Genomic DNA, 20,160 nt, shown 5'->3' with positions numbered 1-20,160 from the left:
ACCCTTATTTCAAACAATAGATTTGTTTCATCCGACTGCCTGTGAATAAGGGATTTTTTACAGTATGAATTTCATAGTTCCTTTCTCGATTATGGATAAACTCAAAACAGGAGATTCAACATTATTGTATTTGTCAATAGTAGTTGAAATCTCCCTTTTGCATACACCCTAATGTTAGAAAGAACCTTTACATCATGTTATTTGCTTTTTCTTTCATCTTTAAAAACCGTTTTTTCTGCCTGTTCCTTGATAGTTTCCAGATTTGTTTTATACTGCTTGAATTTCTCAAGTGCCATCGCATCCGTCTTTTCATCCTCATAAAGGTAAATTGAATCAACATTTATCATATCAGATTCCTCAGACAGATCCGTTTCCTTTGCAGAGCTGATACCGGTGATCTTCACATCGTAATAATCTGTATTCTTTTCTGTGGAATACTTACTATCCTCTGTAACCTTTGTGCGATAAACATAATGTGCTGTACCGGTATGATCATAGGAACGATATTCATAATACACAGCGATCAGCGCGACATGTTCAACAGTTACCTTGGTTGAAGAGAAAAAAGATGTGCTTCTGTCTTTTATATAGGCTTCCAATGCTGCTTTTGCCGCTGCCTCGAATTTATCAGAGCTTGCCTTTGGAATCTCTGCGAAGGTTTTATATACGATTTCCAATCCCTCTACCTTTACCTTCTTCTCTGGATTTTCCACCTTTACTTTACAGCTGTCTGCGGTAGCCTGACTGTATTCAGCTTTCAAAACTGCATCATCGCCGTTTTTCAGTTCGCCATCCTTTTCCACCTTATAGGTAACATCGCTCATAAACATACGGATATCCTCGTTTGTATGATCATAATCCGGATTACAATTGATATCCGCCGTTCCTTCACCGGATACGCCTTCAAAGGTAACGGTACAAGCAGAGGTCAAATCAATCGGTGTCTTCTTTACACTCTGATAAATACTGAATCCAGCAATACAAACGATAACGACTGCCGCCGCAATACCGCCTATGATTGTATTCCGTCTGCCTTTTTCCGTCTTGTAATATGCCTTGCATTTCTCAGAAAGCTTAAGAGCATGATCCTGGGCTGCTGCAGATGCCTTTGATACAGCCTCTCCGGCAGCTTTTGCGCCCTCACTTAAATCCTTCATTGCCTCCTCGGCTTCTACCTGCTCATTCCTTTTCACAAACAGGATATAGATACTGATTCCTGCTGCTGCAATTTGTGCAAGCACCATGATGACGAGCATGATTCCCTTGTTATCCATACTGCCGGAATACGCCATCGCGGCTGTGAAATCACCACTTGCCAAAGCATGTACAGCCCGTATTGCCGAAAAGCAGAAAAGCCCCATCAGCAATGCAGCACCATTGCAGCCAAGCAAAAGCTTTCCCATAAATGAAGCATCCTTCAGATAACCGATTCGAAACGCATATCCTCCAACCAGTATTACAAGGATGACAAAATCGATGTAATACAGCACACACAGACTGCGTAAGGAAGACAATGCACTTGATAATCCGGATAAGCTGTCCAGTCCCTGTCCCGCTGTGAGGTAAATAATCAGCATAATTACTGCCAGAATACCTCCCGCAATACTACCATACATCAGATATTTTCTTGTTGCATACTTTTTTAACAATTCCATTTCATTCCCCTTTCAAACAGCAAAAAAGCTATTCATGTAAATTATTATATCACACAATATCACATTGTTTAAAAAAACATATACATTTTATGAATAACCGCCGCTTATTTTTCAAGATTCAAATCGCTTGACATCTGTATCGGAGAAGTTCATAATGAACGGTGTTCAAGTTGGAGGTGGTTTATGAACAAGGTTGTTACCTCAAAAGAGGAGCTTCTGGATACTGCCAGACAGATTGTATTTCAAGAAGGCATTGATCAGCTCAGTATCCGGGTACTTGCTAAAAAACTGAATATTTCCGTTGGTGCTGTTTACAACTACTTCCCGTCAAAGTCCGACCTGCTGCTTGCCATTGTGGAAAGCTTCTGGAAAGGAATTTTTCACAAGGATATCTGCATTCTCAGTGAAACACTTCCCTTTGCGGATTTCTATGAGGTTGTATATCATCGGCTTGCAGAGCATATGGAGGATTTCTTTTCCGTACTGCTGGGTCAGCTGGATATATTACGCAATACTGAAAAAGAGCGTGGAAAGCTGATGGAGGAACGTTATCAGCAGCATATCCGCGAGGGTTTCCTTTATGCCCTGCAGCAGGATTGCGATATCCCTGAGCATATCTGGAATGCTACCTTCACAAAGGCTGCCTTCATCGATTTTCTGATGGAGCATATGATGAATGATTTATCGCACCAAAGAAGGAGCTGTACCTTTACAAAGGAGCTTATCTGCCGGCTGCTTCAGGTAACGCACGGAACAACTACTCACGGCACAAAATAAACCATGTTCATATAATAAGGAGGAAGACACATGCAGGCTGTTATGGAAACTGCTTTTGATATTTTATATTTATGCACCGTATGTATACTGGGAATCACCATGATACGAAAGGCAAGAGGAAACCGTATGCTTTTCTTATTTGGCATCATGGCGGTAACCCTCGGGCTGGGAGACGCCTTTCATCTTATCCCCAGAGCCTATGCATTATGCACTGACGGACTTGCGGCTCACACGGCAGCATTGGGAATCGGAAAATTTATCACATCCATTACAATGACCATTTTCTACCTGCTGCTGTTTCGCATATGGGAGCTGCGTTATAACAGACACCGTCCCCTGCTTCGCACAGGCATGTATCTGCTTGCCTTGCTCCGCATGGCACTCTGCTTCTTTCCGCAGAATGCATGGACAAGTCCGAATGCACCGCTTAGCTGGGGTATCCTTAGAAATGTGCCGTTTGCATTGATGGGACTTTGGATCATCGTGCTGTTTTATCAGCAGGCAAAGCAGAAGGAGGATTTCGTTTTCAAATACATGTGGCTTGCCATCACACTGAGTTTTCTGTTTTACATTCCGGTCGTCTTATGGGCTGATACCCTGCCAATGATTGGAATGCTGATGATTCCCAAGACACTCGCCTATGTATGGGTTGTATGGATGGGATATCAACTGATGAAAAAGGAGCTGAATTATTTATGAAAAAAACAATCAATCTTGCATTTTTATATGCGATTCTCGCCATGATTGGCGGAGTCTTTTATCGAGAATTTACAAAGCTGAGCGGCTTTGATGGACGCACGGCATTATCCTTTGTGCACACCCATTTGTTTCTGCTGGGAATGGTTATGTTTCTGATTGTCACCTTTTGTATCAAGCTGTTTGCCATTCAGGAATCAAAGAAGTACAGGGCGTTTATCATCGTATATAATATCGGTGTTCTTCTGACCTCCCTGATGCTGGCGGTCCGTGGTGTTCTTCAGGTAAATGGCAGCACACTGACTTCTGCGGCAAACGGTATAATTTCCGGCTTTGCAGGTATTGGACACATTCTGGTTGGTATCGGTATGATTCTCCTCTTCCTAATGCTGAAGGAGAAGGTGAAGGAATAATGCACGTAGCGAAGAAATATCTGCTTCTGACAGCAGGCATTGTATGGGCAGCCGCAGGCTTCAATATTGTCAGGATCGGATGGCTGAGTACCAGCTATATGAGCATAGCAACTGCTGCTACCGCGGTTATCACCTTCCTGATTTTCTACCATATGATTTTTAAAAAGCTGATTCATAAGCATACAGAGCGCATTCTTGCCAATACAGAAGATCGTATGCATATCCTGCGCTTCTTTGATGCAAAATCCTATATTATCATGATCTGTATGATGAGCTTTGGTATTGCCCTGCGTGCATCGCATCTTTGGCCGGATGTATGTATCAAGTCCTTCTATACCGGTCTTGGCTGCGCACTGCTTGCGGCCGGAATCGGCTTCATACGACAGTATGTAAAAACCAGTACCTTCCGATTGCATGCGAATTAGTCAAAACGATACAGCCTGTTTTGCACAGCACTACAAAAAAGAAGAGAATTCAAATTTTACGTAAGGTATCTTTGAATTCTCTTTTTCATTTGTAATTTCTTTTTCTGGACAACCAGTTGTTTTATGCTTAACGGCTTTCTATTCCATCTTTTTTATTACACAGGTTTTCTTGTAGAAGGCGATGCCGTACCCGAGAATGTCGGTATAGCCCTTTCTGTGCAGACCCTCGATATACTGCTTTTCTTTTATCTGCTGTATTGCCAGCTCTGCACTCTTTTCCACATCCTCTTCACGCTTTGCCACCTTTAATTCAAACAGCAGTCCTCTGTTCTTGTTATACGCCGGTAGAACTGCAAGGTCGCGCCTCGTGGCGCGCAGTGCGCACCTTCCAAATCCCGATTCCTGATTGGAAACAATGCGATAGCTGCCCTTCCCCTGCAGCATGCCGTTTAGAAATCCATGATAATACACTCATCATAGTCAAAATAGCTCATAGATTGAAATAATACGGTATTCAGAATTTCATTCGCTTCTTCCACATGCTCCTGCAGAAGTGCTTCCAGAAACGATGCCTGGTAGCTTCTGATCTGCTGCTTAAACCATTCTTCAAAAATGGTTGTGTAGATGTACTGTATTTCTTTATTGGGAATCATAAGCTGATAGGTGTTTGTGTCCGTTTTGCTTATAGCCTTCAGATAACCGGTAAACAACAGAAAGCTGTATAGATTGTCTGTATCATCCAGTTCCCGATACGTCAGCTCCGGTTTGATTATTTTTTTAATCATGCCGCCGCTGGACAAGATGTCAAAATCCTGTTTCATTTCCGCATTCCCCTGCTGCATGAAACGATACATCACATCATTACCACTCGTATTTGCCCAGAAGGATTCAGGTTCATCATCCTTCTGAATGATTTTTTTACATACATCAATACACTCCAGGGATTAGGCTCTGCCCACTAGTAGTGTAAATATCCTGATTACCACATCGATAACCATCGCGCCACGGGCGGGCAGCGCCTACCATTCCTTCACAGTACGTTCAAACTTTCTAAGCTCATAGTCATTCAGTAGACACATCACTTCTTCAGGTGTAAAGCCAAAATCTGAACTGGACTGTTTGTCAAAAACAGAATAGACATTAAAATTATTAAGACCTGTAAAAATCGATTCTTTTGCAATCCTCAGACAGCCTGTTAATACCCCTTTTTCCAGGGCATCGTTTGTTTTTAATGCAGCACTGAAAACATTTCTTAAAAATTCCACCATTTGATCATAGTAGCCATGCAGATAGGCACTTTGCAAGGGTACATCGCGCCATGGGCGGGCAGCGCCTACTCATATTCAGTGTCTAACCAAACCGGCGCGGTCTTGTATATAGGACCACCTTTTCCTCCAGAACATTTTTGATAAACATTGTTTTATCCACATAGTAATACTCTTTTTCTATCAGTTCTTTAAAGTCCTCGATTCCTATCGGCAAGCGCTTCATGATCATCAGCTCCTTGTTTTTATTATACCACGTCCCCTGTTTTACACAAAAAGATTTCGCCATGATGCCAGCTAAGGAATGTTTGCGCCTTATTAAGATAGAAGAGTATGAACAAGGGTGCTTATCATACAGCTACTTTTGTCTGGTATGTCCTACTTTATTTACGATATACAAATACATAACAGTTCCAACAAATATAATCCAGCCATACCCCATACTATAGTCATATACAGCATGGAGTAAGATAGGAATCCATAACGTTTTAGATTCCTCAAATACATAGATAAAGCCATATCCGATAAACAAACCAAATCCTATATTCGATATGCAATCTGTCAGAAATACAGACAGATCACCACCAACCACTACCGTTGGATATACGGCATGTGTGATTCCCCAGAATAAACTGCTCAATACAATTGCCAAAGCTGTATTCTCTTTTTTCATTATGGAATACATCACACCCCGATACAAATACTCCTCTGAAAACCCGATGATGATTAAATCCTGTATAAACAGATAGAAGCCAGGCATGTTAAATTGCTGATGTACAACAAAAAAAAACACAATACATAATGCATAATAACAATAACAGATACGTATGTTTGATTCTGAAAAGCGAACCTGTATCCTTTCGAAATACAAGTAAGCAGATAATCGGGAGCAGCATCACCGCTATCATTTGTGTAATTACTGATGATATGGATAAAACACGCAGATCAACACCTGCCACTTTTGCAATATACAAAACAACATATAGGATCCCTATTTCCAAGCAGCCAATTATAAACGCCGTTCATATGTTTTTCATTATTCACCTCATAACAGTAATTCCTGCTGGTGTTCTCACCTAATGCAGGCTATCATTCTAAAATAATCAAGCAAGCGGGAAAATCGTATGAATGGCCAGCCGATGCGCTTCCTTTTGCGCAAACACGGTACCCTGCATTCCCTCGCACAGCTCCTTTACAATAGCAAGCCCAAGACCTGTATCTCTGCCGCTACCACCATTGTCCTTTGTATAAAAGCGTTCAAAAATCGCCTTTGCATCTACATCATCCACAAGGTCATTCTCAAACACAAGCTCGCATGTGTTGTCTGTTCGTTTTGCAGAGATAACAAAGGTCCCAAAGCCGTGACGCAGTACATTGACACACAGATTATGCAGCATTCGCTTCAGATATACCGGATCACCTGTCAGTATTGTCATAGGATCCACCTCCAGCTGAACCTCCAGCTCCTGCTGTTTGAAATCCTCATAATAATGCAGCAGCACTTCACTCAGCATATCATGAATACGAATCGGCTCCGGATGAAACTCAATGCTGGAACTGCTCAGACGCGTATACAAAAACAGCTCCTCCAGTAAATCCTGCAAATATGTCATACGTGCCCGGATCACCTGAAAGCAATGCTGCCGTTCCTCTTCGCCCTCTGCCGTTTCCAGCATTTGCAGGTAGCCGCTGATACTTGTCAGTGGAGTGCGGATATCATGTGATATATTGGTTATCATATGTTTAAAATTATGATCCATCCGCATTGCCCGCACACTCTCCTGCATATAATACTCCCGCAGCTTCTGCATCTCCTCGCAAAGCGCCTTCATCTGCGGATCCATAGATGCTGAATAAAACCGGAAGGTACTATGCTCCCGGTTGGTATAGGTTAGCTGTTCTCTGATGCAGCGGACATTTTTATGCTGGAGTAAGAGAAGCAGCAAAAGGAACAGACACAGAATGCCTAATACAAGCACGATAATTTCCAGCATACTGTTCCCTCCCTTTCTTATTTCAAATCTTTTTTCCGCAGCAGTATATAGCTGCCTACATTATACAGGATTGCACTTGTAATTGCCACCATAGCAGCCCGGCTGTAGAATAGTGCATCCCAGGAATACGGAAGCTGACCGGATATCGCATACAGAATATAATCTGTATACTCCACCTTCAGTAACGCCATAACCCCGGCATGCAGCATGAATATCGTCATACTGCCATAGCCTACTGCCACCAGAATAGCAAGCACCTTGCTTCCAGTCGCATGAATGAGCAGATTCAGAAAGGATGCAATTACAGTCAGTATCAGCATCTGCATCAGGGAATAGCATATAAACTGCAGGATGGAGAAGGAGGCAAAGGAATCCTGCTGCCACAGATTTTCCACTACAACCATGACAATGATCACAGCCCAGTATATAAACGCGGTGATAAATGAAAACACAAAGCGTTCCAGCAACAGCAGCTCCTTACGGTGCATCATCGGATAGATATTCTTCACGAAGCCGCTGGCATATTCCTCACAGAAAAACAGAGACAGAAAAATCAGTACCGCTATCTGATAAAAAGAGCTTTTAGGAAAGTAATAAAGAAAATCAACAAGTGTATCCTTCCCCTGATGAAAGGTCGCAAACGGTGTATTGTTCTGCAACCCCACAGCAGTTGTCAGCCATAAATACAACAGCAGCATAACGGTCATCGAAATATAAAAGGACTTCTGCCGCACCATACGATATAAATCCATTTTCAGATTATTCCACATGTTCTTCTCCCTCCTTCAGGAAATAGGCTTCCAAATCCTGATGATGATCCTCCATGCCATAAAGTGCCACATCATGCAGTACCAGCTGTCGTGCGATATGGGAGGGGTCCTCATAATGATCATACAGACGCAGAATCCCCTTTGGCAGCACCTCATAGGTTTGAACAAAGCATGTTTCCTCCAGGATAACACTTGCCTTTTTCACATCATCCACCCGCAGCTGAAAGCAGTCCCTGCAGCGTTCCAGCAATTCCTCTTTTGTGAACTGCTCAATAATTTTACCAGAACGAATCACAACGAAATCCGTAGCAACCTTATCCAGCTCCGCCAGCATATGGGAGCTGATCAGGATACTCATGCCGCGTTCCTCCTGCAGACGCTTCAGCAGATCACGCATATCGCAGATTCCCTGCGGATCGAGGCCGTTTGTCGGCTCATCCAGAATCAGCAGCTCGGGATCCCCCAGCAATGCCATCGCAATTCCCAGACGCTGCTTCATTCCCATTGAGAAATCGCCTGCCTTTTTCTTTCCTGTAGTCGAGAGTGAGCAAAGCTTTAAAAGCTCTGTTATCAGCTCATGGCTGCAGCACCCAAGCATAAGTGCCTTCATTTTCAGATTATCATACGCATTCAACGCCGGATACAGTCCCGCATGTTCTATCAGCGTCCCTACACGCCGGAATACAAACGGATCCTCACCGGGATGCTTGCCAAACAGCTTCAATTCCCCCTGTGTTTCATGCAGCAAACCGCTCATCAGCTTCATAAGCGTGGACTTTCCTGCACCGTTTGGTCCGATCAGACCGGTAATCGATCCTTTTTTCATATGAAAAGATACCTGATCTACTGCTGTGAAATTATGAAATTTCTTTGTCAGGGCCTTCGTTTCTACGATCCATTCCTTCATATTATCATTCCTTCCTTGTACATGAAGATTATAGCAAATGAAGTTTCAGAAACTGTCTGGAAAAGGTTAAGAAAGAATAAAGAAAAGGACCTTAGTCCTTCCATTTGAATCCGATGCCCCATATCGTTTCAATATATTCCTGTTTCGAAACTGCATGCAGCTTGCTTCGGATATTACTGATGTGAACATTGATGGTCTTGTCATCTCCCAGATAATCATCTTCCCATGCATATTCATAGATTTCCTTTTTCGTACGTGCCCGTTTTACATCCCGCATCAGCAGCTCCAGAATCCTGTATTCATGTCTTGTCAGACGAATTTTCATCCCCTGAATTTCCAGATGACAGAAATCCGGCAGAAGAACAACACCGTCTACAGCAATGGCATGCTCCTGCTTCGGCATTCGTTTGCGCAGCTGAACCTGAATTCTGGCCTTCAGCTCCTTTAAATCAAACGGCTTGCACAAATAATCATCGGCACCCTCATTCAGCAGAGCCACGCGGTCGTCGATTCCATCCTTTGCGGATAGCACGATAACCGGAAGCTGCTTTTGCTTCAGCTCTCTGAGAAGCTGTTCTCCACTGACTCCCGGCAGCATCAAATCAAGCAGTACAAGCGATACTTCGGTGTGCTGCAAAATCAGACGTGCCTCTGTTCCGGAATATGCGTCCACACAGATATAGTCCTTTTCCAAATATTCATCGATCATATTGTGGATGGTTTCGTCATCCTCCACAATCAATATATGTTCTTCACTCACAGCTTTGTAAAGTCCTTTAAGGGCAGTGTGTCGGTTATCTTCATGCCAAGGCCCGAAAGCAGCGCAATGCCTTCCTCACGATATGTATCTGTCTCCAGTGCAGCCGGCTCATGGGCATCAACTCCGATGATCGCCGTATTGCCAACCTCTGCCGCAGTCTTCCAGAAATCAATATGCGGATACTGCATGGTATGCATGATGTCATTATAGGCAGCACCTGCCAGATTGTATTCCAGTGGTATATGTAATTCCTTTGCAGCCTGACACAGACGTATCGATTCGCGCTTTGCGACTTCATCAAACACACGACGGCCCCGCATGAACAGATCCGGATGACACAGGTAGGAATATAGATTGGTCTTCATCCCGGCGATGGCTTCATCCACATAGGCGATCAGCCATGCCTCCTCCTCACATGCGGTCCCAAAGTACACGCGTTCCTCATCCGTCTTAAAATAATGATTTCCGAAAATGATATAGTCAAGCTTTTTGTCGATCAGAAACTGCTTCAGCCAATCGATATATTTGGGGAAATATTCGCATTCCAAACCGATTTTAATGGATATGCGATCCTTATATTTCTCTTTTAAAGATGAAACGGAGGCATAGTAGTCATCGAACTTCGACAACGGCATCCGCATATTCGCCACAAAATCGCTGTCATATTTCCATGGGGAATGATCGGAAAATCCAATTTCCTCATAACCGTTTTTTATGGCACTTATTACATATTCCTCATCCCTGCCTGAGGCATGCATACAGCGCCGGGTATGCATGTGATAATTTGTTTTACGCATAGCTGCTCCCTTCTTTTCTCAACAGGTATACTATACCACAAGTTAAGAGGGAATAACAAAAAACCGACTGTATTTTATGCTTTTACATGCAATACATATAGCCGGCTTGCAAGTTTTGAAGTAGGCTGCCGTACAAACAACAGCCTGATTTCTACCTTTTTCCTTGCCCTGTAAAGTGCCTGTTCACTTCGTTCATACACATCATGAAAGCAGACCTGTGCATGTTCAACGAGACAGCAGCCTATGCTTATGGTCAGCGTTTTCTGCAGCTGTGGCAGGCGGATGGTGCGAATACGCTCGAGCAGGGTATCTATAACATGCTGCAGCTGTGCCTCATCCTGTATCCCGTTCAGATATATGCTGAACTCCTCCCCACCGATTCGTCCGGCAATATCACCCGGGCGCAGCACATTTTATATTTCATGCCTAAACTCAAAGCTTGCTGCAGATACCTTTTCCGTGAAGGTATCGTAAAAGCAGTTTCTATTCCGTAAAGATATAGAAAAAAAGGTCAAGCCTATCATTTTTTAAACACGATACCCTCGACCTTTTCATTACACTGTTTTGCTTATATGACCACAGGTAAGACAATTTCCGATAACCACTTAATTAAAGTAAACGAGTTCGTCATCCAGCGGCAGCACCTCGGTCAGCTGTTTTACATATAGAACCGGGACATCTCCCTGATATTCCTCATCAAATTCGACCGCAATCTGCGCCGTAATGCTGACCCAGTCCTTCGGTATCAGATTACTTGCATGCTCATAATGACACAGCAGCCCGATCAGTGAGGTATCATCTGCGCAACAGACCATGGCATAGCGTCCAAAGACAAATGCATTCGGTATTCCATCCACATGCGTTGCGATGACCTTTCCTTTCAGCTCTACGCTTTTTCCCTCATATTTACGGGGATGCTCGAGAGCGTCCATATACCACAGACCGTAATCGCCGTCCGCTATGCGTATTACATCCGCATGTAGATTAAACGGCATTTCGTCATCGCCAAGCTCCACGATCTGCCCATCTCTTGTCTCATAAATCAGCTGCGCACCCTTATTGATTGCTTTTATATTGTTTCTCAGATACAGCTTTTTCGTTGTTTCATCACAACGATTAAAGATAATCGTTTCCGAATGCAGCAGCTGATCGTAAATCAGGGAGCGCATATTATTCAGATAAACTTCAAACGTGGAGGCATCCACAGTAGAAAGAATTTGAACCAGCAGCCAGTCAAAGGGATATTCTACATCCATAAAGCTATTTAAATTCCAGGTTCCGTTAAATTCAATCATCACTCGGTCAGGTTCAATCAGACTGTCACATTTCTTTAAAAACTCATAGCTCATCGCCGCTTCATTATCCACAGTAACCAGTGCGGTATTTGTTTTTGTCAGAAAATCATCATCGTAGTCTTCCATACCTTCTTCACAGGCGAGCAGCAGTGTGCGCTCTCCAGTATTGAATCCTGTATCAAGCAGTGTTTCCTTAATCAGTGTTGTTTTACCGCTTTCCAGAAATCCGGTAAACAGATATACAGGTACTGTCATAGCCTTCTCCTATTCCGCATGAAACAGCTCTTTCAGCTTATCTTCTTCAAGCTTGGAGCCGATGACACAAAATCTTCCGGTATAGGTTGGCTGCCCTTTTCGAATTTCATATTCTTCCGGAACCAGATCAAAATACAGCCATTCCTTACTTTCAGTTTTCAGCATTCCCTTAGCACGCAGGATGATACCGTATTCCTCACTATTGGAGAGTTTCTCCAGAATTTGGCGAAGCTCCTCTTCCCCATAGGTGCGTACGGTTTCCATTCCCCAGCTGGTAAACACCTCATCCGCATGATGATGGTGATGATCATGATGATGCCCACAGCTGCAGCTTTCCCCATGCTCGTGATGATGGCCATGGTCGTGACTGCATTCCTCACCATGCTCATGATGGTGGTCATGGTGCTGATGGCATGTCGGACAGATGTCCGCTTCCTCCAGCAACTCCTTTTCCAGTGATTTCTTTTGCTCCATTGCCTCCAGAATCTGTTCTCCGTTCAGCTCATCCCATGGTGTCGTTATCATGGTCGCATGTGCATTATGCCCTCTTATATCATGGATTACACTTTGCAGCTTTTCCTCACTCAGATTCTGCGTACGGCTTAAAATAATCGTATTGGCATATTCAATTTGATTGTTGAAAAACTCACCGAAGTTTTTCATATACATGCGACATTTCTGTGCATCCGCAACCGTCGTAAAGCTGTTCATACAAATTTCGGCTTCTTCCGCCACTCCCTGTACCGCTTTTATTACATCCGACAGCTTGCCGACACCGCTAGGCTCTATGATGATCCTTTCCGGATGATATTCCGCAAGCACCTTCTTCAATGCCTCGGAAAAATCACCAACCAGAGAACAGCAGATACAACCGGAATTCATTTCCCGGATTTCTATTCCTGCATCCTCCAGAAAACCACCGTCAATACCGATTTCACCAAATTCATTTTCAATCAGAACAATCTTTTCCTTATGTAATACATCCTTGATCAGCTTCTTGATCAGCGTTGTTTTTCCAGCTCCCAGAAAGCCGGAGATAATATCGATTTTCGTCATTCCAATAACCTTCTTTCCTGTTCCTTTGCAGTATTCCCAACGTCTGTTAGTATAACACCAGGATGCGAAACTTTCAAATACAAAACCATCCTCCTCGTAATGCTGAAAGGAAATGCTAACTCCATCTTTGCCCTTCCTTATCATAAAGACCATATTCCATGACAATTGGAACTATACTCTTTATCAGCTGATTCTTATCGGTACAAAAGGCATCCGCGTTCCCAGTCAAAATATTTAATGATGGCTCTGTCATTTTTACTATCCTATTATTTGAAGCAGCATCTTATAGAATTAGCATCACGACCTTTCCTATATATTAAAACCCCTGCATTTGCATACGCAGAAGCAGGGTGTTTCCATGATTTTCTTATGTAAGGAACCTCCAGCTATAAATACCCTCAGGATTCTTTATATTCCTCGTCGATGCCCTCCCAGCATTCCGCATGCCGGATTCCCAGCTTTTGCGGTTCAAACAACGGGTCCTTCCCCTGCTTTTTCTGCTTCGTGTAATCCTTCAAAGCAAGGAAAGCAACATTGCCCAGCAGAAGAATCACCAGGATGTTTTCTATCGCCATAAAGCCCATCAAAACATCGGCCAAATCCCATATGGTGGAAAAATCCGCCTGTGCCCCGAAAAAGATTACGGCAACCGTAAGCAATCGGAATACAAGAAGTGCCTTCTTATCGTTGATGATAAATTTCAAATTGCTTTCCGCATAGCAGTAATTGCCAATCAGGGAGGAAAAGGCAAACAGGATAATGGAAATCGTTATGAAATGAATACCCCAGGTTCCTACCTCTGCGGAAACCGCTGTCTGCACATACGGCATTCCCGTCAGTCCGTCCCGAATACCGAAATTCAGCAGCATGAACGCTGTTGTCGAGCAGATGAGGATCGTATCTATAAAAACGGATATTGTCTGTACAAGCCCCTGTTTAACCGGATGGGACACATCTGCTGTTGCTCCGGCATTTGGTGCAGACCCCATACCCGCTTCATTGGAAAACAGTCCGCGCTTGATGCCATACATAACACAGGAGCCTGCAAAGCCTCCGAAGATAGCCTGCAGATCAAAGGCTTCCTGAAATATCTGTGCAAATATTGCCGGCAGTCCGCTGATATTGGCTATCGTTATGTAAAGTCCCAGCAGAATATACAACACTGCCATGATGGGAACAATCGTAGAGCTGATGATACCGATGCGATGAACACCTCCGAAGATGACCGCTGCGGTAGCACCCGCAAGAACAAGACCTACCAGCATAGAGGCAGTCTGTGTATCCGTTACATAATACTCCAGAGCACTGCTTACATTATATGCCTGCAATCCGTTAAAACCGAAGATGAAGCAGGCAATCAGCAATACCGCAAACAGAATACCGAGCCATCTCTTATGCAATGCCTTCTCTATATAATATGCAGGACCTCCGCGAAACTGATCACCATCACGCTCCTTGTAGATCTGTGCCAGCGTGGATTCCACTAAGGCACTGGCACCTCCAATGAGTGCAATCACCCACATCCAGAAGATAGAGCCTGCTCCTCCTGCAGCTAGAGCGGTTGCGACACCGGCGATATTACCGGTTCCTACACGGGAGGCCGTTGATATCATAAGTGCCTGAAAAGAGGATACACCGTCATGGTGATGTGCCTTCTCCCCAAGCAGACGAAGTGCCTCCCCCAGCATGCGAAACTGTACAAAGCCTGTCCGTATACTGAAATACAGTCCTGCTGCGACCAGCAGAATGATCAATATATTACTGTATAAAAATGTGTTTAGATTTCCTAATAGTTCCTGAATGAAATTCACGCATTCACTTCCTTTCTTCTTATCGTACCCCGCATCCATCGCCTCATTCGCTGAAAAGCCCAAATAAAAACACGTTATCGGCGTGTTTAGAATGGAAATACCCGTACAAGTATACCATACTTATGTGAAAATTGAAATCCTAGAATTTTAGTGATATATGATTGTATGTCGCAAAACCTTTTCCATCGTGTTATACTTATACATATAAAATAACATTGAAAAAAAAGGAGACACACATGAAATATCCGGTATTGCGAACCAGGTTTTTACCTAATTTATATAAGCATTGTAAAAAGGTTCAGGTGCTTCATGTCAGCTATGAGGACATGGGCTTTCTTTCACAGGATGAACAGCGCGGTATCTGGCTGCAGGATACCAGAGAAAAGCTGTACGAGCAGATTGAAGGCAACTTTACGACCTGTCAGGCCACAAGAATATTCTCCCTCCATAAGGAAACCTTTATCATTTTCAAGGATAATCTGACAAAGAAGCTCTTAATAGAATTTCTGGAAAATCTACTCACCGAAATCAGCTATTACTGTGAAGATCAGGTACAGTTCAATTACCAGCTTCTCACTGCTGTATTGTTTCAGGATGGCTGTGAGCCGAGAATGACCATGGCGAATAAGCTTGGCAGGGATATTGAAGACAGTGACGAAATCAAACAAAGCACCGTCCTTCTCAAGCCGGGCAGGCCGCCAAGAGGCAAGTATTTCAAAAGCTGGAAGGATTATGAAAAGCAGATTAACGAGCGGAAGGCTGTACACAGCCCTATCGAAAAGCCGCAGCCTCAAAAGGAAGCACCCGTTGATACAGGTGATTATATGTATTACATTTAGGAGTCATTCAGTATATGGTGTCCAGAAAAGCGATGAAAGCATCGCTTTTTTACCATTTGATAAACTATCACTTCTGTCACCTTTTCTAATTTATTCTTTCATCGTGCTATAATAGAACAGGAGGTATGTTCTCATGTCTGTATATCTGATTCCCCTGCAGTCAGCACTGCTGCTGTTTCCATTTCTTGCGGCAATTATCACGCTGCCTTATATCATTATTCAATATCGAAAATACGGATCGATACTACCGATTCGTGTTCTGATCGTGTATTCCTTTATATTTTATCTGCTGTGTGCATATTTTCTCGTTCTGCTTCCCCTGCCGCCAATGGAAGAAGTAGCTAGCTATACAAAGCCGATTATGCAGCTGATTCCATTTGCCTCTTTAAAAGAGTTCACCATGAACAGCTCCCTAATCTGGAATGATCCCGCCACCTATCTGACAGCATTGAATGAGCCGAGTCTGTATCTGATCATCTTCAACATTCTGCTTACCGTTCCCTTCGGTGTTTATCTTCGCTACTATTTTCAATGCAGCTGGAAAAAGACTCTGCTGTTTACCTTTCTTCTGACCTTATCCTTCGAATGTCTGCAGCTGAGTGCACTGTTCGGTTACTATCCACGCCCTTACCGTCTGTTTGATGTTGACGATCTGATTACCAATACACTGGGCGGCATGCTGGGATATGCAATCACACCGGTATTTGCTCATTTTCTCGTTTCACGAAGCCGTATGGATGAAAAAGCATATGACCGCGGTAGAAGCGTATCCCCACTGCGCAGAGCACTGGCATTTTTCTTTGATAACCTCATCATCCTGTTGACAACAGCCATCATCACTGCACTGATTCTGTTATTACGTGATGAATTCCTGCTGACAAGCCCTGCCATACGCATCTGTCTTTTATATCTGGCAGTCGTATTTCTGTATCTGTTCATTCTTCCGATACTTATGCATGGCAGAACGCTGGGTAAGGCACTGTGAAAATCAAGCTTGTGACCCTGGATGGGCACCCACCGCACTGGTATCAGTATCTGCTTCATTTTATGATTCTTTACGGTCTCATCCTGCCTGCACCGTTTTATATTTTTCATTGTGTGCTGGCCTTTCTAACGCAAAGCGCTGCAGCGTACTGGATGTACGGAGGAGCTGTACTCATTCTGGCTGTCTTATATATGGTGACCATGTATCAGTGTATCCTGTCTTTGTTCGATAAGGATGCCATTCCCTGGTATGACCGATTCCTGCCGATAAAAAATCAATCTGGCATACAAGGGCTTAAAAAGGAGGTGACAGGTTCAGATACTGCCTCAAACACAGAGGATGATACCAGCACAGCAACCAGCTGACTTGCTTCCTTGAGAATTGACCATAGGATCTAGAGGGAGGAATTCGCATTGGCACATATCAGAATGAATTCGTACGGAATTTGTGCACTTTCGCCAATATACAGGGAGATTACCTTAGAATGCATACAAAAAATCCTGCATAGAGACCATACAGATTCTGGTAAAAACATAACACGTAAAAGCAAACAGCGCTGTTTTGACAGATGCTGTTTTTTTCACTGGCTGCCATATGTCTTCGACTTTGCGGCATCCCTATTCTCATGAACAAATTGAAAAATGTCCTCAACTGTGCATAGGCATTGCAGGATTCTTTGCTTCCATATAAAAACAGGCAGACTACATCCGCTATGCTTCCTTTCATCATAAAAGCACAGCAGCCTTCTACACAACTGTCTGCTTTTGCGCCTCGCGAACAGTTTGTCAGCTTACCGTTGAAAAGATGCAGTCTGCTTCATACATCGACTGCATCCATATAATGTGTCAGCTTCTGAATAAAGGAATCATAATCCTGACAGGTTACCAGCTCATTGAGAAAGGAGGGCTCACTTAAAATCTCAATCAGATGATCGAATATCTGCGCAAACAGCTTTCTGGAATCATCATGTACCCCCAGCAGTGTGACAATATGAACCTCATGCGTTCCCCATTCCATACCCTGCGGACACAAAACCACACTGATAAAGCTTTTCTTTGCATTGCTTGCCAGTGAATGCGGTACGGCGGCATCCTCAAAAGCTGTCGAAGACATATGCTCACGCGCAAAGACATCCGTTGTAAAAGAAGCATCGGCATAGTCTAGACGGATGGCATCATTGCACAGCGTCTGAATCAGCTGGGTGCGATCCATGTTCATATTTGTATAAAACAGTCTGGGATCAAACAGATCAAATAAAAACTCCTTCAGCTTATTCTTATTTTTTTCAGCCAGCATTTTGGTAATTGTGTTTTCAAGCTGATTCATGTCCTTTTCAATTAAAAAGGGATGAATGATGATGGATGGCTGAGGGAATGGTGTTTCTACAGTCGATATAATCAAATCCGCATGCAGAAGACTCGGCTGATATGAATGGATGGACATCGCATACTTGATCGTCACCTTGTCCTCAAAGCGGCGACTGATCTTTTCCAGCGTGTTTTGATGAAGACTATAGTAATCCGCATAGAGAAACAATACGGTCAGCTTATTTTTTGATTGTACATTATTTTCAAAATAGCTGCCGATATGGAAGGAGATAAAAGCAATTTCATCCTCATTCAAAATGATGTCATACATATCCTTAAACTGCTGTGCGATATAAACGGCAATATCATAGATCAGGGGATAGGTCGATTTTATCTTTGCCGTCAGCGGATTTTTAGCATAGTAATTATGCTCTACGCGATTAAACAGATTCTTGACATGAATCGTAAACTTTGCGATAAATTCCTCATCAAAGGGGTCCAGAAGATAGCATTCCTCCACATTGTGTATAACGGTATGGGCGATATCTATATACCTCTGTTCAATGAAGGAGGAAATGTTGGAGCCGTTAATGAAGGAATAATCGATCATCGTGGTGTTATTCATAATAATCAGGGTAAGATTATATAATTCCGCATCATTGATCTGTATCGCATATGCCTCTTCAATATATTCCCGGATTTCTCTTGCCACCGTATACTGCGGCGTTTCGAAAAACGGTGTGAGGTCCACCTGCTCATGCAGGATACAGCTGCTGCGGATGCGATCAATCATCACAATCAAATGCAGGGCTGTATTGTTCAGCGTATAGTCATTCGCAAACAGATTGTTGCGTGAAAAAATATCGGAAAGATTCTTCCGGAAATCCCAGAAGTGATAATGATAGGTCAGCAGCCGCACTTCATCCTTTAAAACAAAATTATCATAGGAATCACTGGTAATCAGCCGGCTCATCAGCTGGCGCTTTTCTTTTTCACTGCCATCGATAAATAGCATATCCTTTTCCTTGCGAATACCGATCTGATAGGCGGATATCATTTTGCGAATACTGCGGATATCGTTATCCACTGTAGATTCACTGACATAAAGCTCCTGTGCCAGATCAAAGATATCAATGCCGTTCTTGGAGGAAATCAGCTTCTGTATTATCAGATTCTGCCGTGTCTGCGGGGTTTCCAGATTATGCTTTCCGCTCTCCCGATAACGCAGATACTGCTCCGTGCTGCTTAGCTTATAGCCCTTGTTTGTGGAAATGACCAGTGGTTCTTCGACATGCTCTTCATTCAGGATACTGATGTATTTGCGAATCTGGCGGGTGGAAACGTGAAGCAGTTGGGAAAGCTCAGCTGCGGAAATCCAGCTTTCATAGTGATGCCATAAATAATCCAGCAATGTCGATATATTATCTTTCATGTTCAATCACTCTCCTGCCTTATCCCCCTGTAAACAATGATAGTATTACATGATAAGTATACGTGAATTCGAAAATCCGCTCAACTTAAAAAAGTTCCGTGCGCTAGGAACTTTTAAAATTTGTCTGTTTCGGCTGCATTCGTTATACTGAGGGTGTCGATAAGAAAGGAGGGCAGTCACACTGATTGGTATAAGAAAAAGAGACATATCACACGCTGAATCGCTTCAGCCAAGTACGGGAATACTTTGATACATCTCTTCTATATTCTAACACCAATCCAGAAAAATTTCATTCATTATTAAAAAAAGTCCGTAGAATGTTAAGAAGCTTACGGACACAAAGGAGATCATTATGAAAAACATTTTATTAGTTTGCGGTACAGGAGCCAGTAGCGGCTTTATGGCGAAGAACATCCGACAGGCCGCAAAAGCACGCAACATCAAAATCGGAGTAAAGGCACGAAGTGATTCTGTTGTAGAGGACTACATCGAGGATATCGACCTGCTGCTGGTAGGTCCGCATCTGAGCTATATGCTGCAGGATCTGGAGGACATCGCAGAGCCCCATGGCGTAGCTGTACAAATCATACCGAAGGATGCCTACGGCGAGTTAGACGGGGATGCCGTTCTTGATTTCGCATTACCCTTCCTTGAAGACTAATGCATCAAAAGCTTTCGCTTTTAAAGTAACTTAAACAAAATGAAAAAATGAGGAGAAACA

Annotated in this window: 24 protein-coding genes; 8 read left to right on the top strand and 16 right to left on the bottom strand. The window is 43.3% G+C overall.

Annotation, left to right across the window (positions count from 1 at the left end; all coding sequences use genetic code 11):
• Window positions 1–197 precede the first annotated feature (197 nt).
• Window positions 198–1,655 carry a hypothetical protein gene (locus ACESPQ_RS02720; RefSeq protein ID WP_373143906.1) on the bottom strand — a complete coding sequence of 486 codons (1,458 nt, stop codon included), beginning with the start codon at window positions 1,653–1,655 and terminating at the stop codon, window positions 198–200.
• A gap of 183 nt (window positions 1,656–1,838) precedes the next feature.
• Here ACESPQ_RS02720 and ACESPQ_RS02715 point away from each other — a divergent pair, with 183 nt between their 5' ends.
• From ACESPQ_RS02715 to ACESPQ_RS02700, 4 genes are read left to right on the top strand one after another with little or no spacing between them, the layout of a single operon-like run.
• Entirely contained in the window at window positions 1,839–2,432 is a 594-nt protein-coding gene (locus tag ACESPQ_RS02715; RefSeq protein WP_002605848.1) for a TetR/AcrR family transcriptional regulator, read from the top strand.
• A 30-nt stretch (window positions 2,433–2,462) separates the two neighbouring features.
• The gene (locus tag ACESPQ_RS02710; RefSeq protein WP_002605849.1) at window positions 2,463–3,131 is read left to right on the top strand and encodes a hypothetical protein; all 669 of its coding nucleotides are present in this window, start codon (window positions 2,463–2,465) and stop codon (window positions 3,129–3,131) included.
• Complete coding sequence (locus ACESPQ_RS02705) at window positions 3,128–3,541, top strand: DUF2871 domain-containing protein (RefSeq protein WP_257327522.1); 414 nt, start codon at window positions 3,128–3,130, stop codon at window positions 3,539–3,541. Before ACESPQ_RS02710 ends, ACESPQ_RS02705 begins: the two co-directional genes overlap by 4 nt.
• On the top strand, window positions 3,541–3,966 hold the full coding sequence (locus ACESPQ_RS02700; protein WP_002605851.1) for a hypothetical protein: 426 nt from the start codon (window positions 3,541–3,543) through the stop codon (window positions 3,964–3,966). Before ACESPQ_RS02705 ends, ACESPQ_RS02700 begins: the two co-directional genes overlap by 1 nt.
• Window positions 3,967–4,104: 138 nt before the next feature.
• Here the strand turns inward: ACESPQ_RS02700 and ACESPQ_RS02695 are convergent, their stop codons facing one another.
• The 14 genes from ACESPQ_RS02695 to ACESPQ_RS02630 form a co-directional block, all read right to left on the bottom strand.
• The gene (locus ACESPQ_RS02695; protein WP_118002219.1) at window positions 4,105–4,410 is read right to left on the bottom strand and encodes a PD-(D/E)XK nuclease domain-containing protein; all 306 of its coding nucleotides are present in this window, start codon (window positions 4,408–4,410) and stop codon (window positions 4,105–4,107) included.
• Between the two features lie 5 nt (window positions 4,411–4,415).
• Window positions 4,416–4,787 (bottom strand): hypothetical protein, encoded by a 372-nt coding sequence (locus ACESPQ_RS02690; protein WP_002605853.1) that lies wholly within the window; start codon window positions 4,785–4,787, stop codon window positions 4,416–4,418.
• 198 nt (window positions 4,788–4,985) lie between these two features.
• The gene (locus ACESPQ_RS02685; RefSeq protein WP_009588826.1) at window positions 4,986–5,270 is read right to left on the bottom strand and encodes an AAA family ATPase; all 285 of its coding nucleotides are present in this window, start codon (window positions 5,268–5,270) and stop codon (window positions 4,986–4,988) included.
• Between the two features lie 46 nt (window positions 5,271–5,316).
• On the bottom strand, window positions 5,317–5,520 hold the full coding sequence (locus ACESPQ_RS02680; RefSeq protein ID WP_038274022.1) for an AAA family ATPase: 204 nt from the start codon (window positions 5,518–5,520) through the stop codon (window positions 5,317–5,319).
• Window positions 5,521–5,589: 69 nt separating this feature from the next.
• Window positions 5,590–5,991 (bottom strand): CPBP family intramembrane glutamic endopeptidase, encoded by a 402-nt coding sequence (locus ACESPQ_RS02675; protein ID WP_233105297.1) that lies wholly within the window; start codon window positions 5,989–5,991, stop codon window positions 5,590–5,592.
• A 343-nt stretch (window positions 5,992–6,334) separates the two neighbouring features.
• The gene (locus ACESPQ_RS02670; protein WP_373143903.1) at window positions 6,335–7,225 is read right to left on the bottom strand and encodes a sensor histidine kinase; all 891 of its coding nucleotides are present in this window, start codon (window positions 7,223–7,225) and stop codon (window positions 6,335–6,337) included.
• A 17-nt stretch (window positions 7,226–7,242) separates the two neighbouring features.
• On the bottom strand, window positions 7,243–7,995 hold the full coding sequence (locus tag ACESPQ_RS02665; protein ID WP_373143902.1) for an ABC transporter permease: 753 nt from the start codon (window positions 7,993–7,995) through the stop codon (window positions 7,243–7,245).
• Complete coding sequence (locus ACESPQ_RS02660; protein ID WP_008816657.1) at window positions 7,985–8,902, bottom strand: ATP-binding cassette domain-containing protein; 918 nt, start codon at window positions 8,900–8,902, stop codon at window positions 7,985–7,987. Before ACESPQ_RS02660 ends, ACESPQ_RS02665 begins: the two co-directional genes overlap by 11 nt.
• Before the next feature lie 91 nt (window positions 8,903–8,993).
• Window positions 8,994–9,662, bottom strand: a complete 669-nt coding sequence (locus ACESPQ_RS02655; RefSeq protein WP_002605859.1) for a response regulator transcription factor — start codon at window positions 9,660–9,662, stop codon at window positions 8,994–8,996.
• Entirely contained in the window at window positions 9,659–10,459 is an 801-nt protein-coding gene (locus ACESPQ_RS02650) for a histidinol-phosphatase (protein WP_002605860.1), read from the bottom strand. The genes ACESPQ_RS02655 and ACESPQ_RS02650 overlap by 4 nt, the downstream gene beginning before the upstream one ends.
• A 74-nt stretch (window positions 10,460–10,533) precedes the next feature.
• The gene (locus tag ACESPQ_RS02645) at window positions 10,534–10,869 is read right to left on the bottom strand and encodes a diguanylate cyclase domain-containing protein (RefSeq protein ID WP_373143901.1); all 336 of its coding nucleotides are present in this window, start codon (window positions 10,867–10,869) and stop codon (window positions 10,534–10,536) included.
• Window positions 10,870–11,064: 195 nt separating this feature from the next.
• Window positions 11,065–12,009 carry a GTP-binding protein gene (locus ACESPQ_RS02640; protein WP_257376472.1) on the bottom strand — a complete coding sequence of 315 codons (945 nt, stop codon included), beginning with the start codon at window positions 12,007–12,009 and terminating at the stop codon, window positions 11,065–11,067.
• 9 nt (window positions 12,010–12,018) lie between these two features.
• Window positions 12,019–13,065: a CobW family GTP-binding protein gene (locus ACESPQ_RS02635; RefSeq protein WP_257376473.1), complete on the bottom strand. Its 1,047-nt coding sequence runs from the start codon at window positions 13,063–13,065 to the stop codon at window positions 12,019–12,021.
• Between the two features lie 398 nt (window positions 13,066–13,463).
• Window positions 13,464–14,915 (bottom strand): alanine/glycine:cation symporter family protein, encoded by a 1,452-nt coding sequence (locus tag ACESPQ_RS02630; RefSeq protein ID WP_373143947.1) that lies wholly within the window; start codon window positions 14,913–14,915, stop codon window positions 13,464–13,466.
• 197 nt (window positions 14,916–15,112) lie between these two features.
• Here ACESPQ_RS02630 and ACESPQ_RS02625 point away from each other — a divergent pair, with 197 nt between their 5' ends.
• The 3 genes from ACESPQ_RS02625 to ACESPQ_RS02615 all read left to right on the top strand — a co-directional run bounded on the left by ACESPQ_RS02625 (window position 15,113) and on the right by ACESPQ_RS02615 (window position 17,065).
• Window positions 15,113–15,715 (top strand): hypothetical protein, encoded by a 603-nt coding sequence (locus ACESPQ_RS02625; RefSeq protein ID WP_373143900.1) that lies wholly within the window; start codon window positions 15,113–15,115, stop codon window positions 15,713–15,715.
• A gap of 133 nt (window positions 15,716–15,848) precedes the next feature.
• Window positions 15,849–16,700: a VanZ family protein gene (locus tag ACESPQ_RS02620; RefSeq protein ID WP_373143899.1), complete on the top strand. Its 852-nt coding sequence runs from the start codon at window positions 15,849–15,851 to the stop codon at window positions 16,698–16,700.
• Window positions 16,697–17,065, top strand: a complete 369-nt coding sequence (locus tag ACESPQ_RS02615) for a hypothetical protein (RefSeq protein ID WP_373143898.1) — start codon at window positions 16,697–16,699, stop codon at window positions 17,063–17,065. Before ACESPQ_RS02620 ends, ACESPQ_RS02615 begins: the two co-directional genes overlap by 4 nt.
• Window positions 17,066–17,516: 451 nt before the next feature.
• On the opposite strand, the gene ACESPQ_RS02610 is transcribed toward ACESPQ_RS02615, so the two are convergent.
• Window positions 17,517–19,439: a BglG family transcription antiterminator gene (locus tag ACESPQ_RS02610; protein WP_118002224.1), complete on the bottom strand. Its 1,923-nt coding sequence runs from the start codon at window positions 19,437–19,439 to the stop codon at window positions 17,517–17,519.
• Between the two features lie 352 nt (window positions 19,440–19,791).
• Between ACESPQ_RS02610 and ACESPQ_RS02605 the strand changes: the two genes are divergently transcribed.
• The gene (locus tag ACESPQ_RS02605; protein ID WP_373143897.1) at window positions 19,792–20,100 is read left to right on the top strand and encodes a PTS sugar transporter subunit IIB; all 309 of its coding nucleotides are present in this window, start codon (window positions 19,792–19,794) and stop codon (window positions 20,098–20,100) included.
• The last annotated feature ends 60 nt before the right edge of the window (window positions 20,101–20,160 follow it).

The sequence above is a fragment of the Clostridium sp. HGF2 genome, assembly GCF_964240115.1.
In the GTDB taxonomy this organism is placed as follows: Bacteria; Bacillota_I; Bacilli_A; order Erysipelotrichales; family Erysipelotrichaceae; genus Clostridium_AQ; species Clostridium_AQ innocuum.
The sequence above is the reverse complement of the archived record's forward strand: the minus strand, read 5'-3'. Positions and strand labels throughout refer to the sequence as shown.